Here is an 18,448-nt window from a genome sequence, read left to right as displayed (position 1 = left end):
AGGTGGGACTCGTGGTGACTCCTCGGTCGTTCAGTCGGTCAGGTCGGGTCAGTCGGTCAGGGCCAGCCGGGTCAGGATGGGCGCGGCCTCGCGGAGCGTGGCGCGCTCGGCCGGCGTGAGCGCGGCCAGCTGCTGGGAGAGCCAGGCGTCGCGACGCTGGCGGTCGGCGAGGACCGCCGCGCGACCGGCGTCGGTCAGCGAGACGACCACCTGGCGGCCGTCGGTCTCGTGGGGACGGCGCTCGACGTAGCCGCCCGCCTCGAGGCAGTTGACGGTGCGCGTCATCGATGGCGGCTGCACCCGCTCGGCACGGGCGAGGTCGCCGACGGTCTGGTCGCCCAGACGCACCAGCAGCCCCAGCACGACCATCTGCCCGAGGCTGAGGTCGTTGTCGGGGTGGCGCTCGCCCATCAGGCGGCGACGCAGGCGCATCACGCCGCTGCGGAGCTCGGAGGTGAGCCCGGCGTCGGAGCGGAGATCGGCGGTCGGCGTCATGTCGTGAGCATAACTCATTACCTGTGCTAACTATTCCGGCCCGGCGATCTCCGGCGATCCCCGGCTGGCCGAGGATCCCCGAGGCCGTCAGGCGGTCGTCGTCAGGAGAGCCAGCCGCTGATCGGCGTGTAGGCGAAGTAGACGACGAACAGCGCGGCGACGACCCACATCAGCGGGTGCACGTCGCGGACCTTGCCGAGGACCACCTTGAGGAAGACGTACGACACGAAGCCGGCGCCGATGCCGACCGAGATCGAGTAGGTGAACGGCATCAGCACGACCGTGAGGAACGCCGGGATCGCGACCTCGAGGTCGCGCCAGTCGATCTCGGTGACCTGCTGCATCATCAAGAAGCCGACCAGGACGAGCGCGGGGACGGCGGCCTCGGACGGGATCGCCTTGACGAGCGGGGTGAAGAACGTCGCCAGCAGGAACAGGGCGCCGGTCACGATCGAGGCCAGGCCCGTGCGGGCGCCCTCCCCGACACCGGAGGCGCTCTCGATGTAGGAGGTGTTGGACGACACGCCGGCCGCACCGCCGGCGATGGCGGCGACGGAGTCGACGACCAGGATCCGCTGCGCGTTCGGAGGGACACCCTCCTCGTCGTTGAGCCCGGCCTCGGCCCCGATGGCCGTCATCGTGCCCATCGTGTCGAAGAAGTCGGCCAGCAGCAGCGAGAAGATCAGCAGCATGGCCGCCAGGACACCGGTCCCGGCGCTGCCGAAGGCGCCGAACAGGTCGACGCTGCCGAAGGTGTCGAGCTTCGGCAGGGCGACGATGTCGCCGCTCAACGTCGGCACGCTGAGGGACCAGCCCTTGGGGTTGTCCGCGGAGGAGGCGCCGACGCCGGCGATCGCCTCGACGACGACGGCGACGACCGTGGTCGCGACGATCGCGATCAGGATGGCGCCGCGGACCTTGCGGACCCAGAGCGCGACCATGAGGGCCAGGCCGAGGCAGAAGACCAGCACCGGCCAGCCGCCGAGGTGGCCGTCGGCACCGAGCTGGACCGGGACCGTCGTCTGGAAGGCGTCCGGGATCCGGGTCACCACCCGGGCGTCGACGAAGCCGATCAGGGCGATGAACAGCCCGATCCCGACCGAGATGGCGACCTTGAGCTGCTGCGGCACCGCGTGGAAGACGGCCTTGCGGAAGCCGGTGAGCACCAGGACGAGGATGATGATCCCCTCGAGGACCACCAGGCCCATGGCGGCGTCCCAGGTGGACTGGCGCGCGATGGTGTTGGCCACGAAGGCGTTGAGGCCCAGACCGGTCGCCAGTGCCAGAGGGAAGTTGGCGTATCCGCCCATCACGATGGTCAGCGCGCCGGCGACCAGCGCCGTGCCGGCAGCGATCGCCGGGATGCCGCTCCCGGCCTCGGCGCCGCCGCCGAGGAAGGCGCCCGTCGAGTCCGGCACGTAGCCGAGGATCAGCGGGTTCAGGACGATGATGTAGGCCATCGTCAAGAACGTGACGAGGCCGCCGCGGACCTCGCGACCGACGTCCGAGCCCCGCTCGCTGATGCGGAAGTAGCCGTCGAGGCCGGTGGCCTTCGGGCGCGGTGCGGTGGTCGTCGAGTCACTGGTCACGGAACGGCAGTGTGGCAGACCCGTGCTACGGCTGTGTTTCGTCTCGTTCCGCGGGTTGTAGCGTGACCGTGTGGACCTGGGCGACGAGCAGCCGACGCAGCACGAGATCGGCAACCGCACCTACATCGTCGCGCAGGTCGAGCCCCTCGACGTCGACGGCGTGCGCACCACCGAGGTCGGCACCGCGCTCTGGCTGCTGGGGTTCCTCGGCCTGCTCCCCTTCTGGAGCACCCTGCAGGACAACGGCCGCACCTGGTGGCTGTGGACGTGCCTGGCCGGCTTCGGGCTCGGGCTCTGCGGGCTGGAGTACTGCCGGCGTCGCCGCAGGGAGCGGGCCGCGCAGCAGGTCGAGCGATGACGCTGCCCCCGACCCGTTGGGAGCTGGCCGGACCGGACAACCGCGGCTACGGGGAGCACTTCGCCGACCGGGTCGCCCGCGGCATCGACGTGGACGGGGAGGCGCGCTTCGTCGACGCCCTGGCCCCCCGTGGCGCCCGTGTCCTCGATGTTGGCTCGGGCATGGGCCGCGTCGCAGCCGCCCTCCACGCGCGCGGACACGATGTCGTCGCGACCGAGCCCGACCCCGCCCTCCGCGCGCAGTCGGAGGCGACGTACCCGGACCTGGCGGTGCTCCCCCACCAGGCGCTCGGCCTCGACCCCGACGACCTCGGGTCGTTCGACGTCGTGGCCCTCGTGGGCAACGTGATGATCTACCTGGGCGAGGGCACCGAGGTCGCGGTCCTCGAGCAGACGCGCGACCTCCTGGCTCCCGACGGGAGGGCCGTGGTCGGCTTCCACCTCACGGCGGTCAAGGCCGGCAGCCGCACCTATCCGGCCGACGACTTCATCGCGGACGTCGCGTCGGCCGGGCTGCGGGTCGTGCACCGGTTCGGCAGCTACGAGCTGCACGAGCCGAACGACGAGTACGCCGTCTGGGTGCTCGCCCGGGGCTGATCCCGACGGTCGGGACCGAGCGGCTCAGACCTCGTCGTCGTTGAGCGTGTCGAAGACGTGCTCGGGCATGGGGAGGGGCTGCTGCTTGCGGGCGAGCTTGACCTCCGAGTGCGCACCGCAGCCGTGGTCGAGGGTGACGACCCGGCCGTCGTCGTTGGCGTTGCCGTTGGCGCACACCCCGAAGCCGTCGGACAGCGAGCCGTTGAGCCGGACCAGGAAGCCGCACGACCAGCAGTGCTCGGGGGCGCTCTTCGCGAGGGGTGCGTCGGGGCCGCCGTCGCCGGCGTGCCAGCGCTCCGCGGCCATGTCGAGGCCCTCCCGGCTCAGCGTGCGGACGCGACCCAGCCCCAGGTCCTCGGCCACCCGACGCACCTGCGCCCGGGCGTCGCCGTCGAGCGGGGTGTCGAGCGGGTCGTCGCCGACGAGGTAGGTCGGCACCAGTCGTGCGTCCTCGTCCTCGACGGGGAGCAGGTCGCCGGGCGAGAGGTCGCCGGGCTGGATGCGCTCCTTGTAGGGAACCCAGGCGGGGGCCACGATGGCCTCGTCGCCGGGCAGGAGGACGACCTCGTTGACGGTGAGGTCCTTGCCGCGCTTGGCGCGGGTCAGCGTGACCGACCAGTACCACCCCGGGTAGCCAGGTCGGACGCACGCGAAGTGGTGCGTGACGACGCGCTCGCCGTCGGCGTGCGCACCCAGGTGGTCACCCACCTCTGCCGGCTCGGCGACCTCGAGGACGACGTCGCGCGCCAGGTCGACGGCCTTGGCGAGGGTCGAGTCCGGCTTGCCGGCACGTGTGGGGAGTGAGAACACCTCTGCATTCTCGCAAACGTCCGGCTGCGGTGTCTCCTCGACGTCGAACCCGGGCGTCCCGGCCCGCGTTGTCGGGCGCGTAGGAGAAGATGGTGCCGTGACCGACGACCACCCCGACTCGACCTCGGGGCACTCGTCGGCGCACTCGTCGGAGTCGACCACGCCGCCGCACGGCTCGGCCGTGCGTCGCTCGCTCGCCGGCGCCGCCCGGGGCGCCCGGGCCGCCGGCCGTGGGGCGCGCACCGCCGGTCGCGGCGCCGGCACCGCCGGTCAGTTCGCCGTCCGTCAGGCCCGTCGTGCCGCACGCGCGGAGGGCGCCGGCGACTCGGGCCTCTCCCGCCTGATCGAGCTGCACGCCTTCAACGCCGCCGGCGACGCGGCCGTGGCGATCTCGCTGGCCGGGACCCTGTTCTTCCAGGTGCCGACGGGTGAGGCCCGCGGCCAGGTCGCCCTCTTCCTCGGTCTGACGATGCTCCCGTTCGCCATCGTGGCCCCGCTGATCGGACCGTTCCTCGACCGCTTCAGCCATGGCCGTCGGTGGGCCGTCGGCTCGACGATGGCCATCAGGGGGTTCCTCTGCTGGGTGCTCGCCACCGCGGTGGTGACCGAGTCGGCCTGGCTCTTCCCGGCGGCGCTGGGCGTCCTGGTCGCCTCGAAGGCCTACGGCGTCACCCGCGCGGCGGCCGTCCCGCGCCTGCGACCGCCCGACCTCACACTGGTCAAGGCCAACGCCCGGGTGTCCCTGGCCGGCGTCGTCGGAGCGGGTGTCTCGGCGCCGCTGGCGGTCCTCGCCTCGACCTTCGGCCCCGAGTGGTCGCTGCGCTACGCCTTCGTGGTCTTCGTGCTCGCCACGATCTGGGCGATCCGGCTGCCCGAGAAGGTCGACTCCAGCCACGGCGAGGGCGACCTGGTGCTCGCCGGCGAGTCCGACGAGGCGCCGACCGGACGCCGTACGAAGACCCGGATCCCGGCCGCCGTCGCCTTCGCCCTCCGGGCCAACTGCGGTCCCCGCTGGCTCTCGGGGTTCCTCACGATGTTCATGGCGTTCCTGCTGCGCGAGAACCCCATCGGCGACTGGCGACCCGAGATCCTGCTCGGGCTGGTGATCGGCGCCGCCGGCCTCGGCAACACCCTCGGCATCACCATCGGGTCCGTGCTGCGCAGGATCAACCCGGCCGTGACCGTGGTGCTCGCGCTGCTGGCCGACGTCGCCATCGCGACCGTGGCCGCCCTCTTCTACGGACTGATCCCGCTGGTGCTGCTCGGCCTGACGGCCGGCCTCGCCCAGTCCCTGGCCAAGCTCTCGCTCGACTCGACCATCCAGCGCGACATCCCGAGCCGGATCCAGGCGAGCGCCTTCGCCCGCTCCGACACCACGCTCCAGCTGGCGTGGGTCATCGGCGGCTTCATCGGCATCGCCATGCCGCTCATGCCACAGCTCGGGCTCGGCATCGCTGCCGGCGTGCTGGGCGCGTGGGCCGCGTTCGTGCTGATCAGCCGTCCGCAGCGGGCGGCCGTCGAGCCGGTCCGCGACTGAGCCGCGGGCTCCTCAGACCTCGAGCTCGTCGGCGAGCGCACGCAGCACCTTCGCGGTGCCCCTCGCGGCAGCGCGCTCCGGGTGGCGCCCGCGGCGGTAGCTCTCCTCGACCCCCTCGAGCATCTTGATGAGGTCCTCCACGATCGTCACCATCGCCTCGGGCTGCTTGCGCTGGGCGTTGCGCTGGTTGCGGGTGACCGAGGCGGGCGCGTCGAGGACCCGCACCTGCAGCGCCTGGTCACCGCGTCGGCCCTGCGCGATCCCGAACTCCACCTTGGTGCCGGCCTTGAGGGTGGTGGTGCCCTCGGGCAGCGCATCGGTGTGGACGTAGACGTCCGGCCCGCTCTCCTGGGACAGGAAGCCGAAGCCCTTCTCCGCGTCGAACCACTTCACCTTGCCACTGGGCACGGTCCACTCCACTCACATCGGGTCTGCCGGTCACATCTGACCTGTGGCACCACGCGGATTCGCGGGTGCGGGCAAAGGATAGGGCGCCGGCGCCCGTCGCCACCAACAGGTTCTGCGGACCGCAGACGGTCCGGGGATTGTTCCGGAGCCGTGACTGCTGGGACGATGCTCGTCTCGTGGGGTCCCGTCCGGTCGACCGGAGCGCCGGACCAGGATCAGCAGCGACGAACGAAGTGGGTGGGCACCGTGGGCGCACGGGCAGTGGGACGGATCCTCGGGTGCGGACTGCTCGCGCTCGCGGCCACGGTCCCCGCCATCGGCCTCGCGACGGCCGACGACACCCCCGGCGAAGCGGGTGCGAGCGAGCGGCTCACCCTCGTGACGCTCCAGGGCGCGGGCACCGCGGCCGGTCGCCAGGACTCCTCCGAGCTGCTCGCGAAGCAGGACGCCGTCCTCGCGGCGATCGGTGCCGGCGAGCCCGTCTACCGCTGGACCACGGCACTCAACGGGTTCGCAGCCCCGCTCACCGAGGCGCAGCTCACCGCGCTCGACGACCAGCGCGGCATCGCCGTCATCGAGGCCGACGAGGTCCGTCCGCTCGCCGGCCGCACGTCGTTCGCGACGGTGCGTGGAGCCGCCGCCAGCCCGCGCCTCCGGGGCGGCGCCGGCGTGGTGGTCGGCGTGGTCGACTCGGGCCTCGCCCCCGACTCCCCCGCCTTCGCCGCGGTACCCGGCCTGGGGTCGCCCCCCCGCGACTTCGCCGGCGAGTGCACCGAGGGCCAGAACTGGTCGGTCGACCAGTGCACGCGCAAGGTCGTCGGCGCGCGCTGGTTCGTCAACGGGTTCGGCGCCGAGCGGATCCGCTCGTCGGAGTCCCTCTCCGCACTCGACGACCTCGGGCACGGGACCCAGGTCTCCTCCGTCGCCGCCGGCAACGCAGGCGTCACCGTCCGGGTCGACGGCCGCGACGCCGGGCAGTTCGGTGGCGTCGCTCCCCAGGCTCGGATCGCCGCCTACAAGGCCTGCTGGGGCGCGCCCGATCCGGCGGACGACGGCTGCTCCACCGCCGACGTGGTGAGCGCCGTCGACGCCGCGGTGTCCGACCGGGTCGACGTCTTGAGCCTCGCCCTGGCCGGAGGCCAGCGCATCGACACCCTGCAACGTGCCCTGCTCGGCGCCGCCGAGGCCGACATCGTCGTGGTCGGCGCCGCCGGCAACGCAGCCGGGGAGGCGTACGCCGCCCACGCCGGACCCTGGGTCACGACGGTCGGAGCGGCCGTCGGCCGGATGTCACGCGGCACGGTCACGCTGCCCGGCGGCCGGTCCTGGACCGGCGGCGGTCGCCCGGTGGCCGTGCGGGGCAGGGCGGTCCTCGCGCGCGACGCGGCTGCGCCCGGCGCCCCCCGCAGGCACGCCGCGCAGTGCCGCCGCGGCTCCCTCGACCCGCGCCTGGTCGCCGACCGCGTCGTGGTGTGCCGACGTGGCGGCATCGGGCGCATCGACAAGTCCGAAGCCGTGGCCCAGGCGGGCGGGCGCGCGATGGTGCTGGTCAACCACCGCCCCGGCGCGGTGAGCGCCGACTTCCACGCCGTGCCGACCGTGCACCTCGCCGCCAGGGCGGGCCGGCAGCTGAGCCGCTGGGTGTCCCGACACCCCGACGCCCGGGTGCGGATCTCCCGGGTGACCGGCGACCCGGGCACCCGGCGTACGGCACCGTGGAGCGCTGCCGGCGACCCGCGCGGTGCCGCCCTGAAGCCCGACGCGGTGGCCGACGGTGACGCCGTCCTCGGCGCCCTGCCCGACTCCAGCGGCCGCAGCTGGGGGGTCTTCAGCGGGAGCTCGGCCGCGACCGCGCACGCCAGTGGGCTGGCGGCCCTGGTCCGCGGCGAGCACCCCGACTGGTCGGCCGCCGTCGTCCGCTCGCTCGTCGTCACCGCCGCTCGCCCCGTGCGCGGCGCCTCCACGCTCGAGCAGGGTGCTGGAGCGCTGCCGGGCCAGGCCCCCACCGCGCACCTCGCCCTCGACGTGGCGCCCGGCGCGTGGCGCCGCGCCCTGCGCACGCACCGCCTCGCCGACCTCAACACCAGCTCGCTCCTGCTGTCCTCCCGGCAGCGCACGGCCGTGCGCACCCTGACCAACATCGGCAGCCGAGCGGAGTACTTCTCCGTCACCGCGCGGGGCTTCGCCGACCACCGCGTGCGGGTCCAGCCCCTCGCCGTACGCCTCGCGCCCGGGCAGTCGGCCAGGTTCACGATCACCTTCACCGGTCCGGGCACCCCGGGGCGTCTCGACGACGGCGAGCTCGTCTGGCTCGGTGCTCGCGGTGGTCTCACCCGTCTCCCGGTCGCGCTGACGCGCTGAACCGCCCGTCGTTGCGCCCTGCGCCGGGACGGACGGGCGTCAGGCCTCGCGGGTGATGGTCATCTCGCGGTCTCCGTAGACCACCTTGTCGCCGTGGACCAGGGCCGCGGGCTTCCCGGGCGCGAGCTGGCGGGAGACGCCCTGACGCACCAGGACGGTCCCGTTGGTCGAGCCGCGGTCCATCACCACGATCGTGCCGTCGGGGGCGGGCCCGAACTGGGCATGGGTCTTGGAGACCGACATGTCCGCCGAGGCGAGCGGGATGAGATGGGCCACCTGCTCACCCGTACGCGCCTCGGGACGCCGCCCCACGAGCGCGAGGCCGGCGATCACGAAGCTCTCGCCGTTGTCGAAGCGCACACGCCAGGTCGACGGCGGTCGCGGCGGCCTGGCGGTCGGCGGCGGTGGCGGTGGCGACAGGTGCGGGGCCGCAGGCGGGGCCCACTGCTGGGGCGAGGGCTGCTGGGGCGAGGGCTGCTGGGGCGAGGGCTGCTGGGGCGAGGGCTGCTGGGGCGAGGGCTGCTGGGGCGAGGGCTGCTGGGTCACGGAGTGCTCGGGCGGGACGGGCGCCGGGGCGGCCGGCACCGGAGCGGCTGTCACCTGGGGCGGGGCCACGGGCGTGGCGACCTCGCCGGACGGGGAGGGGCGGCGCACCGCGTGCTCGGGACGCTCGGGGGTGCGCACGGACTCCACGGAGGGCGCGGGGATGAGGCGCATGGCGGTGAGGTTGACGATGTGGCGCGGACCCTCCTCGACGTCCGCGGCCACGTCCACCACGGGTCGTACGTCGACGACCACGGTGTTGGCCAGGTGGTCGTGCCAGCCACGACGCTGCCGGCCGCGGTCCTCGACCGCCGTCCAGGCCAGGGTGGCCACGCCGATGCCGAAGGTGGGCAGGCCACCGATCCCGAGGACCAGCGAGCGCAGCAGGGCCGGACCGACGCCGATCGGGGTGCCGGTGCCGTGGTGGACCACACGCAGACCGGTCAGCGCCTTGCCGGGCGAGGTGCCGCTGACCCCGAGCACGATCGCGAGGACCAGCCAGAGCAGGACCATCGCGCCGGCGACCGCGCCGACCACGGTCCAGAACTCCACCGAGACGAACAACGCGGTCACCAGGCCGACGATCGCGAGCAGGCCCCAGGCCAGGAGACGGTCGACCGCGAACGCGGTGAACCGTCGCTCGAGCTGGGCGATCGGGTACGTCACGGGCTGGGAGTGGGGGGTGGTCACGGCTCGCTCAGGGATTGGTGACCTGGATGGTGACGCCGTCGCCGAGGTCGAGGACGGCACCGGGGATCAGGCTCACGGCGATGCCGGGCTTGAGCTCCTCGGGGTCGAGTCCGGGCTGTGCGAGCACGGTGCCGTTGGTCGAGCCGAGGTCGGTCGCGATGGCGGCGCCGTGGTCGGCACCGGCGCCGGGCCGGATCTCGAGGTGGGTGGAGGAGATCTCCTGCTGAGGGCTCGGGACCGACACCACGTGGGGCTGGTCGTGGGAGGCGAAGCGACGCGCCTCGGGCGCACGACCGACCAGCACGGTCCGGTCCACCAGGACCACGTCGCCGGTGGAGAAGATCAGCGACGCCACCGGGTGCGCGACCACGTCGGGAGCGATCTCCTGACCGGGGATCGGCGGGCGCTCGAAGTCCGGGGTCGGTGCCCCCGCCTGCGTGTGGCCGTCGTGCTCCGACCACGACTCGTCCACCAGCGGGTTCTCACCTGTCGGGGTCGGGTCGACCGCGGGCTCGCCGAAGCTCAGCGGCGCGGCGTGGACCGGCTCGGGCTCGGGGACGAACGCCGGCACGTGGGGCTGCGGATCGACCCCGAGCGGGTCCACCTCGACAGCCGGCTCCGGGACGAACGGCTCGGGCTCGGGCTCGACCGACGGGGCCGGCTCCGGCTCGGGGGACGGCGCCGGCTCGACCTCGGTCTGCTCGACGGACTCCTCGGTCGGCTGCTCGACGGGAGCGAAGGTGGCGGCCGGGGCCTCGGTGGCCGACGACCCGGAGGGCGCGGCCGGCGCCCCGAACTCGACCACCGACACCCGCGAGAGGCCCGGCGTCAGCAGGTGCTCGGCGGCACCGTCCCCGGTGAGGGTGACCCGGATGCTCGTCACGCCCGTGACGAGCCGCTCGGCCCAGGCGGTGCCCGGGACGGCGCTCACGATGTCGTCGCCGTCGGTGGCGGACACGGCCGCGCTGGGCGCCCCCCGCACGATGACGCGCGTGGCGTCGTCGCCGTGGGCCACCAGGGCGAAGTGGTCGAGCGAGGAGAGCCCTCCGGCGAGCAGCGCGTCCAAGACGGCATCGGCGTCCGCGCCGGCGTCGGCGAGGTCCCAGAGACCTGCCACCCGGCCTCGCTGGCTGCCAGGCAGCAGGACAGTCACGTGCTCACCCACGACGGCGTACCAGTCGCCCGTCGCGAACCTGGCCTCAGTGCTCACAGTCGTCCCCCCAGCTTCGATTCGAGGCTCTCCAGCTGGCGCTGGGAGTCATAGGTCGCGTCCTTCACCAATCCCACCACATCCACGACGATCGCCGTGGCGTTGTCGCGTCCTCCGGCCGCCACGGCGGCCCGGACCAGCTGGTCGGCGGCGTCGCGCGGGTCGGCCACGCCCTCCAGGATCTCCCCGATCTCCTTGTCCTCGATCATCCCCGAGATGCCGTCGCTGCACAGCAGGAGCCGCTCGACCGAGCCGAGCGGCAGCAGGAAGAAGTCCGGGTGGATGCCCTCAGGACTGCCGAGGGCCCGCGTGATCACATGACGCTCCGGGTGGACCGCCGCCTCCTCGGCCGTGATCCGTCCGGCGTCGATCAGCTCCTGCACGACCGAGTGGTCGACGCTGATCTGCTCGAGGCGGCCCTCGATGATCCGGTAGATCCGGGAGTCGCCGAGGTTGGCCAGCAGCCACTTGGCGACGCCGTTGTCGTCGACCAGCACCGCGACGACAGCGGTCGTGCCGGCATGCCAGCCGGGCTGGAGCGCGCGGTGGGCGTTGCCGAACTCGACGATCCTGGCCTGCGCCCGGGCGAAGGTGTCCGCGACCTGCTCGGCGCCGCGGGTGGGGTCGTAGGCGTCGGCGAGACGCTGGAACTCCTCGACGACCATCTGGCTGGCCACGTCGCCGCCGGAGTGCCCTCCCATGCCGTCGGCCACGACGAAGACCGGTGGCGCCACCAGGAAGGAGTCCTCGTTGATCTTGCGCACCAGACCGACGTCCGTCGCCGCCCCGTGGTGCAGGTCAACGTTCGTCATGCCCGGCCCTCTTCGCCCCGTGTCGAGATCATGGGCGGCGGCGCCTGCCCGGCGAGTAGCGTAGGAGAGATGTCCAGTTCAGGGCGGCCGACACCCGCACGCACCCTCGCCGACCAGCTGCGCAGCTGGCCCGACGAGCGTCTCGTGGCGCTCCTCGGGGCCCGTCCGGATCTCGCCACACCCGCCCCTCAGGATTCCTCGCAGCTGGCCACCCGGGCTGCCACTCGTTCGTCGATTCATCGCGCTCTCGACGGCCTCGACCGCCTGGAGCTTTCCGTACTTGATGCCCTGCTGGTCGCGGGTCAAACCACTTCCGAGCAGGTGATCTCGATCGTGCACGCCGACGCGGCCCGCACCGCGAGCGCCCTCCAGCGGCTGCTCGACCTCGCGCTCGTCTGGGAGAGCCCCGGCGGCCTGCGGCCGCTGACCGGCGTCGCCGACGCGATGCGTGGGATGCCGGGCCTGGCAAGCGGGCTGCGACCCTCCAGCCCCGAGCCCGCTGCGGCCGCCGACATCGCGGCCCGGCTGGCCGAGCTCAGCCCGGCGGCGACCGCGATGCTGCGGCACGTCGACGAGCACGGGGGCGAGGGCACGACCGGCGCGGCGCGCCGCACGGTGTCGCCCGCCGAGGCCCGCACCCCGGCCGAGGAGCTGCTCAGCCGGCGCCTGCTCGTGCCCCGCGAAGGCTCGACCGTCGTCCTTCCCGGCGAGGTCGGCCTGGCCCTGCGGGGTGGCCGGACGACCACCGAGCCGGTGGACCGCGTGCCCGAGCTGGCGACCGCGAGCCGGGACGCAGGCCTGGTCGCGCGCAGCGCCGCGGGCGCCGCCTTCGACGTCGTACGACGTGTCGAGCTGCTGCTCGACCAGTGGAGCGTGCGGCCGCCGGGGGTGCTGCGCAGCGGCGGGCTGGCGGTGCGGGACCTCAAGGCCGTGGCCGCCGAGCTGCACGTCGACGAGGCCGGGGCGGCGCTCGTCGTCGAGGTCGCGCTGTCGGCCGGTCTCGTCGCCGAGGCCGCCGTCGCCGACGGGACGCCCTCGTGGCTGCCGACCGACGAGTTCGACGTCTGGTCGGGACGACCCATCTCCGAGCGCTGGGCCCGGCTGGTCGGCGGATGGGTCACCAGTGCCCGCGTCCCGTCCCTCGTCGGCTCGCGCGACGCCGCGGGCAAGGCCTGGAACGCCCTCGCTCCGGAGCTGTCGAGCGGTCTCGCCGAGGAGGCCCGCCTGCTCGCCCTGCGGGTCCTGTCCGACCTGCCGGACGGGGAGGTGCTGGCCGCGGGCACCGGCGTCGCGTCGCTGGTCCAGCGGGTCGACTGGTTGCGACCAAGGTGCCCGCGGGTCTTCTCCGACCTCGTCGCCGCCGCGCTCTCCGAGGCCGCCGCCCTCGGCGTGAGCGGGGCCGGCGGGCTGCCGCCGAGCGGACGCCTCGTCGCGGCCGGTGACCTGACGGGTGCCGCCGAGACCATCGCGCCGGAGCTGCCCCGACCGGTCGACCACGTGCTCCTGCAGGCCGACCTCACCGCGGTGGCGCCCGGCCCCCTCGAGACCGAGGTCGCTCGCCGCCTGCACCTGCTCGCCGACATCGAGTCGCGCGGCGGCGCCACCGTCTACCGCTTCACCTCGGGCTCCCTGCGCCGCGGCTTCGACGCCGGCTGGTCCTCGGTCGAGGTGCGCGACTTCCTGCACACCGTGTCGCAGACCCCGGTGCCGCAGCCGCTCGAGTTCCTCGTCGACGACGTGGCCCGCACCTTCGGGTCGGTGCGCGTCGGCCACGCCGAGGCGTTCCTGCGCTCCGACGACGAGGCCGCCCTCGCCGCCCTGGTCCACGACCCGCGCGCCCGCACCCTCGGCCTGCGCCTGCTGGCGCCGACGGTGGCGATCGCGACGACCCCGCTCGACGTGCTGCTCCCCCGCCTCCGCGAGCTCGGGTCGGCACCCGTCGTCGAGGCCGCCGACGGCACCGTCCGGGTCAGCCGACCCGACCTCCTCCGGGCACGCAGCCGGCGGGGACGTCGACCCGCGGGCGCGGTCGAGGCACGCCAGACCGCGCAGGTGCAGGCGGTGGCCACGGCGATCCGCGCCGGCGACCGGGCCGAGTCCTCGCGTCCCCCGACGGCCGAGGCGACGAACCCGTCCGCCGCGCTCGCCGCGCTCCGCGAGGCCATCGAGGGCGGCACCACCGTGGTCATCGGCTACGTCGACAACCACGGCGCCACCGGCGAGCGGGTCGTCGACCCGCGGCGGCTCGACGGCGGTCGGCTGTCGGCGTACGACCACCGCGCGGACGACGTCCGGGAGTTCGCGGTGCACCGGATCACCGGGGTCCGCCGCGCCTAGCCACTCGAACCCCCGCCTGTCCGGGTGTCTCCAAACATCGAGGGGCTTGCACGCCGCCGGATGTTGGCGAGACCCCGGATACGCGGGTGTTCTGGTGGCGCGTGAGGCGGCGTTTCGTAAACTTGAATCGTGGACTTCATCCGCTACGCCGAGCAATCCGCGGCGCTCGTCAACACCGACCTCCCCGACGAGGCCGCCCTGCACGAGCACCTCGCGGACCGCTCCTGGCTGCACCGGTCGGTGGTGGACGACGACCTGCCGGCGCTGCGGACCTTCCAGGTCGAGCTGCGACCGGTCTTCGAGGCCAGCGACGCCGACGACGCGTCGCTGGTCGTCAGCCAGCTCAACGACCTGCTCGCCCGGCACCCGGTGACGCCGATGATCTCCGACCACGACCCCGACAACCTCCACATGCACGTCACCAACCGGGCGTCATCGGTGGCCGAGCTGCTCATCGGCGAGTCGCTCATGGGTCTGGCCACGCTGGTCTGCGACCTCGGCGCCACCCGGCTCGGCACGTGCTCGGAGGTCAGGTGCGACCAGGTCTACGTCGACACCTCGCCCAACCAGTCGCGGCGCTACTGCTCGGACCGGTGCTCCTCACGTGCCAACGTCGCCGCCTACCGTGCGCGCCAGAGGGCGGCGGCCAGCTGATCCGTAGGATCGAGAGGTGAATGACGGCCCGCTCATCGTCCAGTCCGACAAGACGCTCCTGCTCGAGGTCGACCACCCGTCCGCACCCGAGGCACGCAAGGCCATCGCGCCGTTCGCCGAGCTCGAGCGCTCCCCCGAGCACATCCACACCTACCGGCTCACCCCGCTCGGGCTGTGGAACGCCCGCGCGGCCGGGCACGACGCCGAGCAGGTCGTCGACGCCCTGCTGACCTGGAGCAGGTACGCCGTCCCGCACGCGCTGCTCGTCGACGTCGCCGAGACCATGGGTCGCTACGGCCGGCTGCGCCTGGAGAAGCACCCCGTCCACGGCCTCGTGCTGTCATCGACGGATCGCCCGGTCCTCGAGGAGGTGCTGCGCGCGAAGAAGATCGCCGGGATGGTCGGTGCCCGCATCGACGACGACAGCGTCGCGGTGCACCCCAGCGAGCGCGGCAACCTCAAGCAGGCGCTGCTCAAGCTCGGCTGGCCGGCCGAGGACTTCGCCGGCTACGTCGACGGCGAGGCGCACGCGATCGACCTCGCCGAGGACGGCTGGACCCTGCGGCCCTACCAGCGCGAGGCCGCCGAGTCGTTCTGGGACGGCGGGTCGGGCGTCGTCGTGCTGCCCTGCGGAGCCGGGAAGACGATCGTCGGTGCGGCCTCGATGGCACACGCGCAGGCCACCACCCTGATCCTGGTCACCAACACCGTGAGCGCGCGGCAGTGGAAGGACGAGCTGATCGCCCGGACGTCGCTGACGGCCGACGAGATCGGCGAGTACTCCGGCGCGGTCAAGGAGATCCGGCCGGTCACCATCGCGACCTACCAGGTGCTGACGACGAAGCGGAAGGGCGTCTACCCGCACCTGGACCTGCTCGACGCCCGCGACTGGGGCCTCATCGTCTACGACGAGGTGCACCTGCTGCCCGCGCCGATCTTCCGGATGACCGCCGACCTCCAGGCTCGTCGGCGACTCGGCCTCACCGCGACCCTGGTGCGCGAGGACGGACGCGAGGGCGAGGTCTTCTCGCTGATCGGGCCCAAGCGCTACGACGCCCCCTGGAAGGACATCGAGGCGCAGGGCTACATCGCTCCCGCCGACTGCGTCGAGGTGCGCGTCACCCTCCCCGACGGCGAGCGGCTGGCCTACGCCACGAGCGACCCCGACACCCGCTACCGCCTCGCCTCGTGCACCCACGCCAAGATCGACGTCGTACGCGACCTCGTGCGTCGGCACGCCGGGCAGCCGACCCTCGTGATCGGGCAGTACATCGACCAGCTCGACGAGATCGCCGCGATGCTGGACGCCCCGGTGATCAAGGGCGAGACCCCGGTCAAGGAGCGGCAGCGGCTGTTCAACGCCTTCCGCTCCGGCGAGATCGGGCTGCTGGTGGTCAGCAAGGTCGCCAACTTCTCCATCGACCTGCCCTCGGCCGAGGTCGCGATCCAGGTCAGCGGCTCGTTCGGCTCGCGCCAGGAGGAGGCCCAGCGCCTCGGTCGGCTGCTCCGTCCCAAGACCGAGGGGCGCAGCGCGCACTTCTACACCATCGTGTCGCGCGACACCGTCGACGCCGACTTCGCCCAGAACCGGCAGCGCTTCCTCGCCGAGCAGGGCTACGCCTACCGGATCGTCGATGCCGGCGACCTGCAGTCCCCGGCCTGATCGGCCCTTGCACTCCCGCTGGGTCACCATGGGATGCAGAGGGCGGGTCAGGCGAGCCCGGCTAGCCTCGGGACCGTGAGCCTCAGAGACCGCGTCGGCGCCGAGATCTTCCGCAAGGTCGCCGGCCCCGACGGCCCACGCCAGCGCGAGCGGGTGCACAGCACGCCGGGGCCGCGCTGGTTCGAGCCGGGGTCGCCGATCACCCGGGTCCACGGCGACGCCTCGATGTTCGTCGGCGGGATCCGCGCGATCATGCTCCAGTCCCTGCACCCGGCAGCCATGCAGGGCGTCGCCGACCACTCCGGCTACCGCGGCGACATGTGGGGCCGGCTCGCGCAGGTCTCCACCTACATCGCGATGACGACCTTCGGCGCGGAGAGCGACGCACGGGCGGTGATCCGCGCCGTGCAGCGCGCCCACGAGTCGGTCACCGGCACGATGCCCGACGGCACCCCGTACGCAGCCTCCGACCCGCACCTGCTCGGCTGGGTGCACGCCGCCGAGATCGACAGCTTCCTGGTCGCCCACGACCGGTTCGGCCAGCGGCCGCTGGTCGGCCTCGAGCGCGACGAGTACGTCGCCCAGGCCGCGCACGTCGCCGCTGTCCTGGGCGTGGTGGACCCGCCCACGTCCGAGTCCGGGCTGCGCGCGACGCTGGCCGCCTATGCGCCGGAGCTGCGCGGCACCCCGGCCGCACGTGACGCGATCAGCTTCCTCGTGTGGCACCCCGACCTTCCTCTGGCTGCCCGGCCCGCCTACCTCTCCCTCGTCGGAGCGGCGGTCTCGCTGACCTCGGAGTCGGCCCGCCGCGAGCTGGGGCTGCCCCATCCCCCGGTCCTCGACAAGGCGCTCGACCAGACCGTGGGCCGCGCCCTCGGGAAGGTCTCGACGGGAGCGATCCGGTGGGCGATGACCTCCGGACGCGAGCAGGCACGCACCATGGAGGAGGCACGGGCGTGAGCCTCGCCGAGCGCTGGCCCCTCGAGGACCACCACGACCTGCGCACCGAGCTGCTCGCTGCCTGGGACCGCGACGGCTACCACGACCAGCTCCACCTGACCGAGGTGCTCGACCGGCTGGACCTGCTGTCCGAGCAGGCAGCGGCCTTCGACCGGACGACCGCCGCACTGGCGGCCTGGTTCCACGACGCGGTCTACGACGGCGACGCCGACGACGAGGAGCGCTCGGCGCAGTGGGCCGAGCGCGCCCTGCCGACGGCGTACGCCGAGGAGGTGGCGCGGCTGGTCCGGATGACCGTCCACCACCGCCCCGCCGACGACGACCCCGCAGGCTGTGCGCTCAGCGACGCCGACCTCGCCATCCTGGCTGCGCCGCGCGAGCGCTACGACACCTACGCCGCCGGCGTGCGCGCCGACTTCGCCCACGTGTCGGACAGCGACTTCCGCGCCGGCCGCGCGGCCGTGCTGGCGGACCTGGCCGCCGCGCCGCACCTCTTCCACACCCCGGCCGCGCGCGAGCTCTGGGAGGAGCCGGCGCGCGCCAACCTCGCGCGCGAGCTCGAGGAGCTCGGGCGCGAGCCGGGCTGACTAGCGGTCGGCGAGCTGGAGGTAGACGGTGAAGCGGTCGTGGCGGTAGCAGGTGCGCGAGACCTCCACGATGCGCCCGTCGGAGACCGCTCGACGTGAGTGCCGCAGCACCGGGTCACCCTCGGCGACCTCCAGGACCGCCGCCTCCTCCGCGCTGGCGCGGTCGGCGCTGATCGAGTCCTCGACCTCCGTCGGCCGCAGGCCGCGCGAGGCGAGCGCGTCGTAGAGGCTCGTCGGGGTGCCGTGCTGGAGGAAGCCCGGGAGCAGCACCTCGTTGAGGTAGGCGTCCTCCACGCACACGATGGCCTGGTCGGCACGACGCAGGCGGCGCCAGTGCAGGACCGGGTCGCCCGGTGAGATGTCGAGCGCGCGGGCGACACCCGGGCCGGCCTGCTCCACGCGGGCGAGGAGGGTCTGGGACTCCGGCAGCATCCCCCGACGACGGATCTCCTCGGTGAAGGAGGTCAGTCGACCAGCGGTCTTGGGCGGCTGCGCGACGAACGTGCCACGTCCCGGGATGCGCTCCAGCAGCCCCTCGGCGACGAGCGCGTCGAGCGCCTGTCGCACCGTCATCCGGGCCACTCCGAAGCGGGCGACCAGCTCGCGCTCCGAGGGTGCCGCGGAGCCCGGGGGCTGCGCCTCGATGAGGCCGCGGACGTGCTCACGGACCTGGACGTGCTTCAACGCCCGCTGACGCGGGACGACGAGGTCCATGGGATCCATAGCGCTCAGGCTAGGACTGGGCTGGACCGGTGTCATCGAATTGAGGAAGCCTTCTGGATGCCCTTGACGATTTCTTTATGTTCGAACGTGCGTTCGATCCTGGCGTATGATCGCT

Annotated in this window: 17 protein-coding genes; 9 read left to right on the top strand and 8 right to left on the bottom strand. The window is 73.4% G+C overall.

What is annotated here, in order from left to right:
* Positions 1 to 48: 48 nt before the first annotated feature.
* A complete protein-coding gene (locus IEZ25_RS05025) occupies positions 49 to 495 on the bottom strand; it encodes a MarR family winged helix-turn-helix transcriptional regulator (protein WP_224748492.1) in 447 nt (148 codons plus the stop codon).
* Between the two features lie 101 nt (positions 496 to 596).
* The gene (locus IEZ25_RS05020) at positions 597 to 2,084 is read right to left on the bottom strand and encodes an NCS2 family permease (RefSeq protein WP_191198318.1); all 1,488 of its coding nucleotides are present in this window, start codon (positions 2,082 to 2,084) and stop codon (positions 597 to 599) included.
* 70 nt (positions 2,085 to 2,154) lie between these two features.
* Between IEZ25_RS05020 and IEZ25_RS05015 the strand changes: the two genes are divergently transcribed.
* Complete coding sequence (locus IEZ25_RS05015) at positions 2,155 to 2,442, top strand: DUF2530 domain-containing protein (RefSeq protein ID WP_318152055.1); 288 nt, start codon at positions 2,155 to 2,157, stop codon at positions 2,440 to 2,442.
* Positions 2,439 to 3,038, top strand: a complete 600-nt coding sequence (locus tag IEZ25_RS05010; RefSeq protein ID WP_191198317.1) for a class I SAM-dependent methyltransferase — start codon at positions 2,439 to 2,441, stop codon at positions 3,036 to 3,038. Before IEZ25_RS05015 ends, IEZ25_RS05010 begins: the two co-directional genes overlap by 4 nt.
* Positions 3,039 to 3,062: 24 nt before the next feature.
* On the opposite strand, the gene IEZ25_RS05005 is transcribed toward IEZ25_RS05010, so the two are convergent.
* Entirely contained in the window at positions 3,063 to 3,848 is a 786-nt protein-coding gene (locus IEZ25_RS05005) for a DUF3027 domain-containing protein (RefSeq protein ID WP_191198316.1), read from the bottom strand.
* Positions 3,849 to 3,945: 97 nt separating this feature from the next.
* On the opposite strand from IEZ25_RS05005, the gene IEZ25_RS05000 reads away from it, so the two are divergent.
* Positions 3,946 to 5,385, top strand: coding sequence for an MFS transporter (locus tag IEZ25_RS05000; protein WP_318152054.1), 1,440 nt, complete (start codon positions 3,946 to 3,948; stop codon positions 5,383 to 5,385).
* Positions 5,386 to 5,397: 12 nt separating this feature from the next.
* On the opposite strand, the gene IEZ25_RS22130 is transcribed toward IEZ25_RS05000, so the two are convergent.
* Entirely contained in the window at positions 5,398 to 5,793 is a 396-nt protein-coding gene (locus tag IEZ25_RS22130; protein ID WP_191198315.1) for a cold-shock protein, read from the bottom strand.
* Between the two features lie 246 nt (positions 5,794 to 6,039).
* On the opposite strand from IEZ25_RS22130, the gene IEZ25_RS04990 reads away from it, so the two are divergent.
* Positions 6,040 to 8,154 carry a S8 family serine peptidase gene (locus IEZ25_RS04990; RefSeq protein WP_191198314.1) on the top strand — a complete coding sequence of 705 codons (2,115 nt, stop codon included), beginning with the start codon at positions 6,040 to 6,042 and terminating at the stop codon, positions 8,152 to 8,154.
* Between the two features lie 39 nt (positions 8,155 to 8,193).
* Here the strand turns inward: IEZ25_RS04990 and IEZ25_RS22125 are convergent, their stop codons facing one another.
* The 3 genes from IEZ25_RS22125 to IEZ25_RS04975 are packed head-to-tail and all read right to left on the bottom strand — an operon-like array spanning position 8,194 to position 11,409.
* Positions 8,194 to 9,387: an RDD family protein gene (locus tag IEZ25_RS22125; protein ID WP_191198313.1), complete on the bottom strand. Its 1,194-nt coding sequence runs from the start codon at positions 9,385 to 9,387 to the stop codon at positions 8,194 to 8,196.
* Between the two features lie 7 nt (positions 9,388 to 9,394).
* The gene (locus IEZ25_RS04980; protein WP_191198312.1) at positions 9,395 to 10,597 is read right to left on the bottom strand and encodes an FHA domain-containing protein; all 1,203 of its coding nucleotides are present in this window, start codon (positions 10,595 to 10,597) and stop codon (positions 9,395 to 9,397) included.
* Positions 10,594 to 11,409 (bottom strand): PP2C family protein-serine/threonine phosphatase, encoded by an 816-nt coding sequence (locus tag IEZ25_RS04975; protein WP_191198311.1) that lies wholly within the window; start codon positions 11,407 to 11,409, stop codon positions 10,594 to 10,596. Before IEZ25_RS04975 ends, IEZ25_RS04980 begins: the two co-directional genes overlap by 4 nt.
* A 321-nt stretch (positions 11,410 to 11,730) precedes the next feature.
* On the opposite strand from IEZ25_RS04975, the gene IEZ25_RS04970 reads away from it, so the two are divergent.
* From IEZ25_RS04970 to IEZ25_RS04950, 5 genes are all read left to right on the top strand, one after another.
* Positions 11,731 to 13,746: a helicase C-terminal domain-containing protein gene (locus tag IEZ25_RS04970; protein WP_318152053.1), complete on the top strand. Its 2,016-nt coding sequence runs from the start codon at positions 11,731 to 11,733 to the stop codon at positions 13,744 to 13,746.
* Positions 13,747 to 13,875: 129 nt separating this feature from the next.
* Entirely contained in the window at positions 13,876 to 14,400 is a 525-nt protein-coding gene (locus tag IEZ25_RS22120) for a CGNR zinc finger domain-containing protein (protein ID WP_191198309.1), read from the top strand.
* Positions 14,401 to 14,416: 16 nt separating this feature from the next.
* Positions 14,417 to 16,063 (top strand): DNA repair helicase XPB, encoded by a 1,647-nt coding sequence (locus IEZ25_RS04960; protein WP_191198308.1) that lies wholly within the window; start codon positions 14,417 to 14,419, stop codon positions 16,061 to 16,063.
* A 75-nt stretch (positions 16,064 to 16,138) separates the two neighbouring features.
* The gene (locus IEZ25_RS04955; protein WP_318152052.1) at positions 16,139 to 17,023 is read left to right on the top strand and encodes an oxygenase MpaB family protein; all 885 of its coding nucleotides are present in this window, start codon (positions 16,139 to 16,141) and stop codon (positions 17,021 to 17,023) included.
* Positions 17,020 to 17,610 (top strand): HD domain-containing protein, encoded by a 591-nt coding sequence (locus IEZ25_RS04950; protein WP_191198306.1) that lies wholly within the window; start codon positions 17,020 to 17,022, stop codon positions 17,608 to 17,610. The genes IEZ25_RS04955 and IEZ25_RS04950 overlap by 4 nt, the downstream gene beginning before the upstream one ends.
* Here IEZ25_RS04950 and IEZ25_RS04945 read toward each other — a convergent pair whose 3' ends face one another.
* Positions 17,611 to 18,333 carry a GntR family transcriptional regulator gene (locus tag IEZ25_RS04945; protein ID WP_224748490.1) on the bottom strand — a complete coding sequence of 241 codons (723 nt, stop codon included), beginning with the start codon at positions 18,331 to 18,333 and terminating at the stop codon, positions 17,611 to 17,613. It abuts the gene before it with no gap.
* Positions 18,334 to 18,448: the final 115 nt, after the last annotated feature.

Origin of the sequence: Nocardioides hwasunensis (genome assembly GCF_014779665.1) — a bacterium.
GTDB lineage: Bacteria > Actinomycetota > Actinomycetes > Propionibacteriales > Nocardioidaceae > Nocardioides > Nocardioides hwasunensis.
Note: the sequence above shows the minus strand (reverse complement) of the source record. Positions and strands in the feature narration are given on the sequence as shown.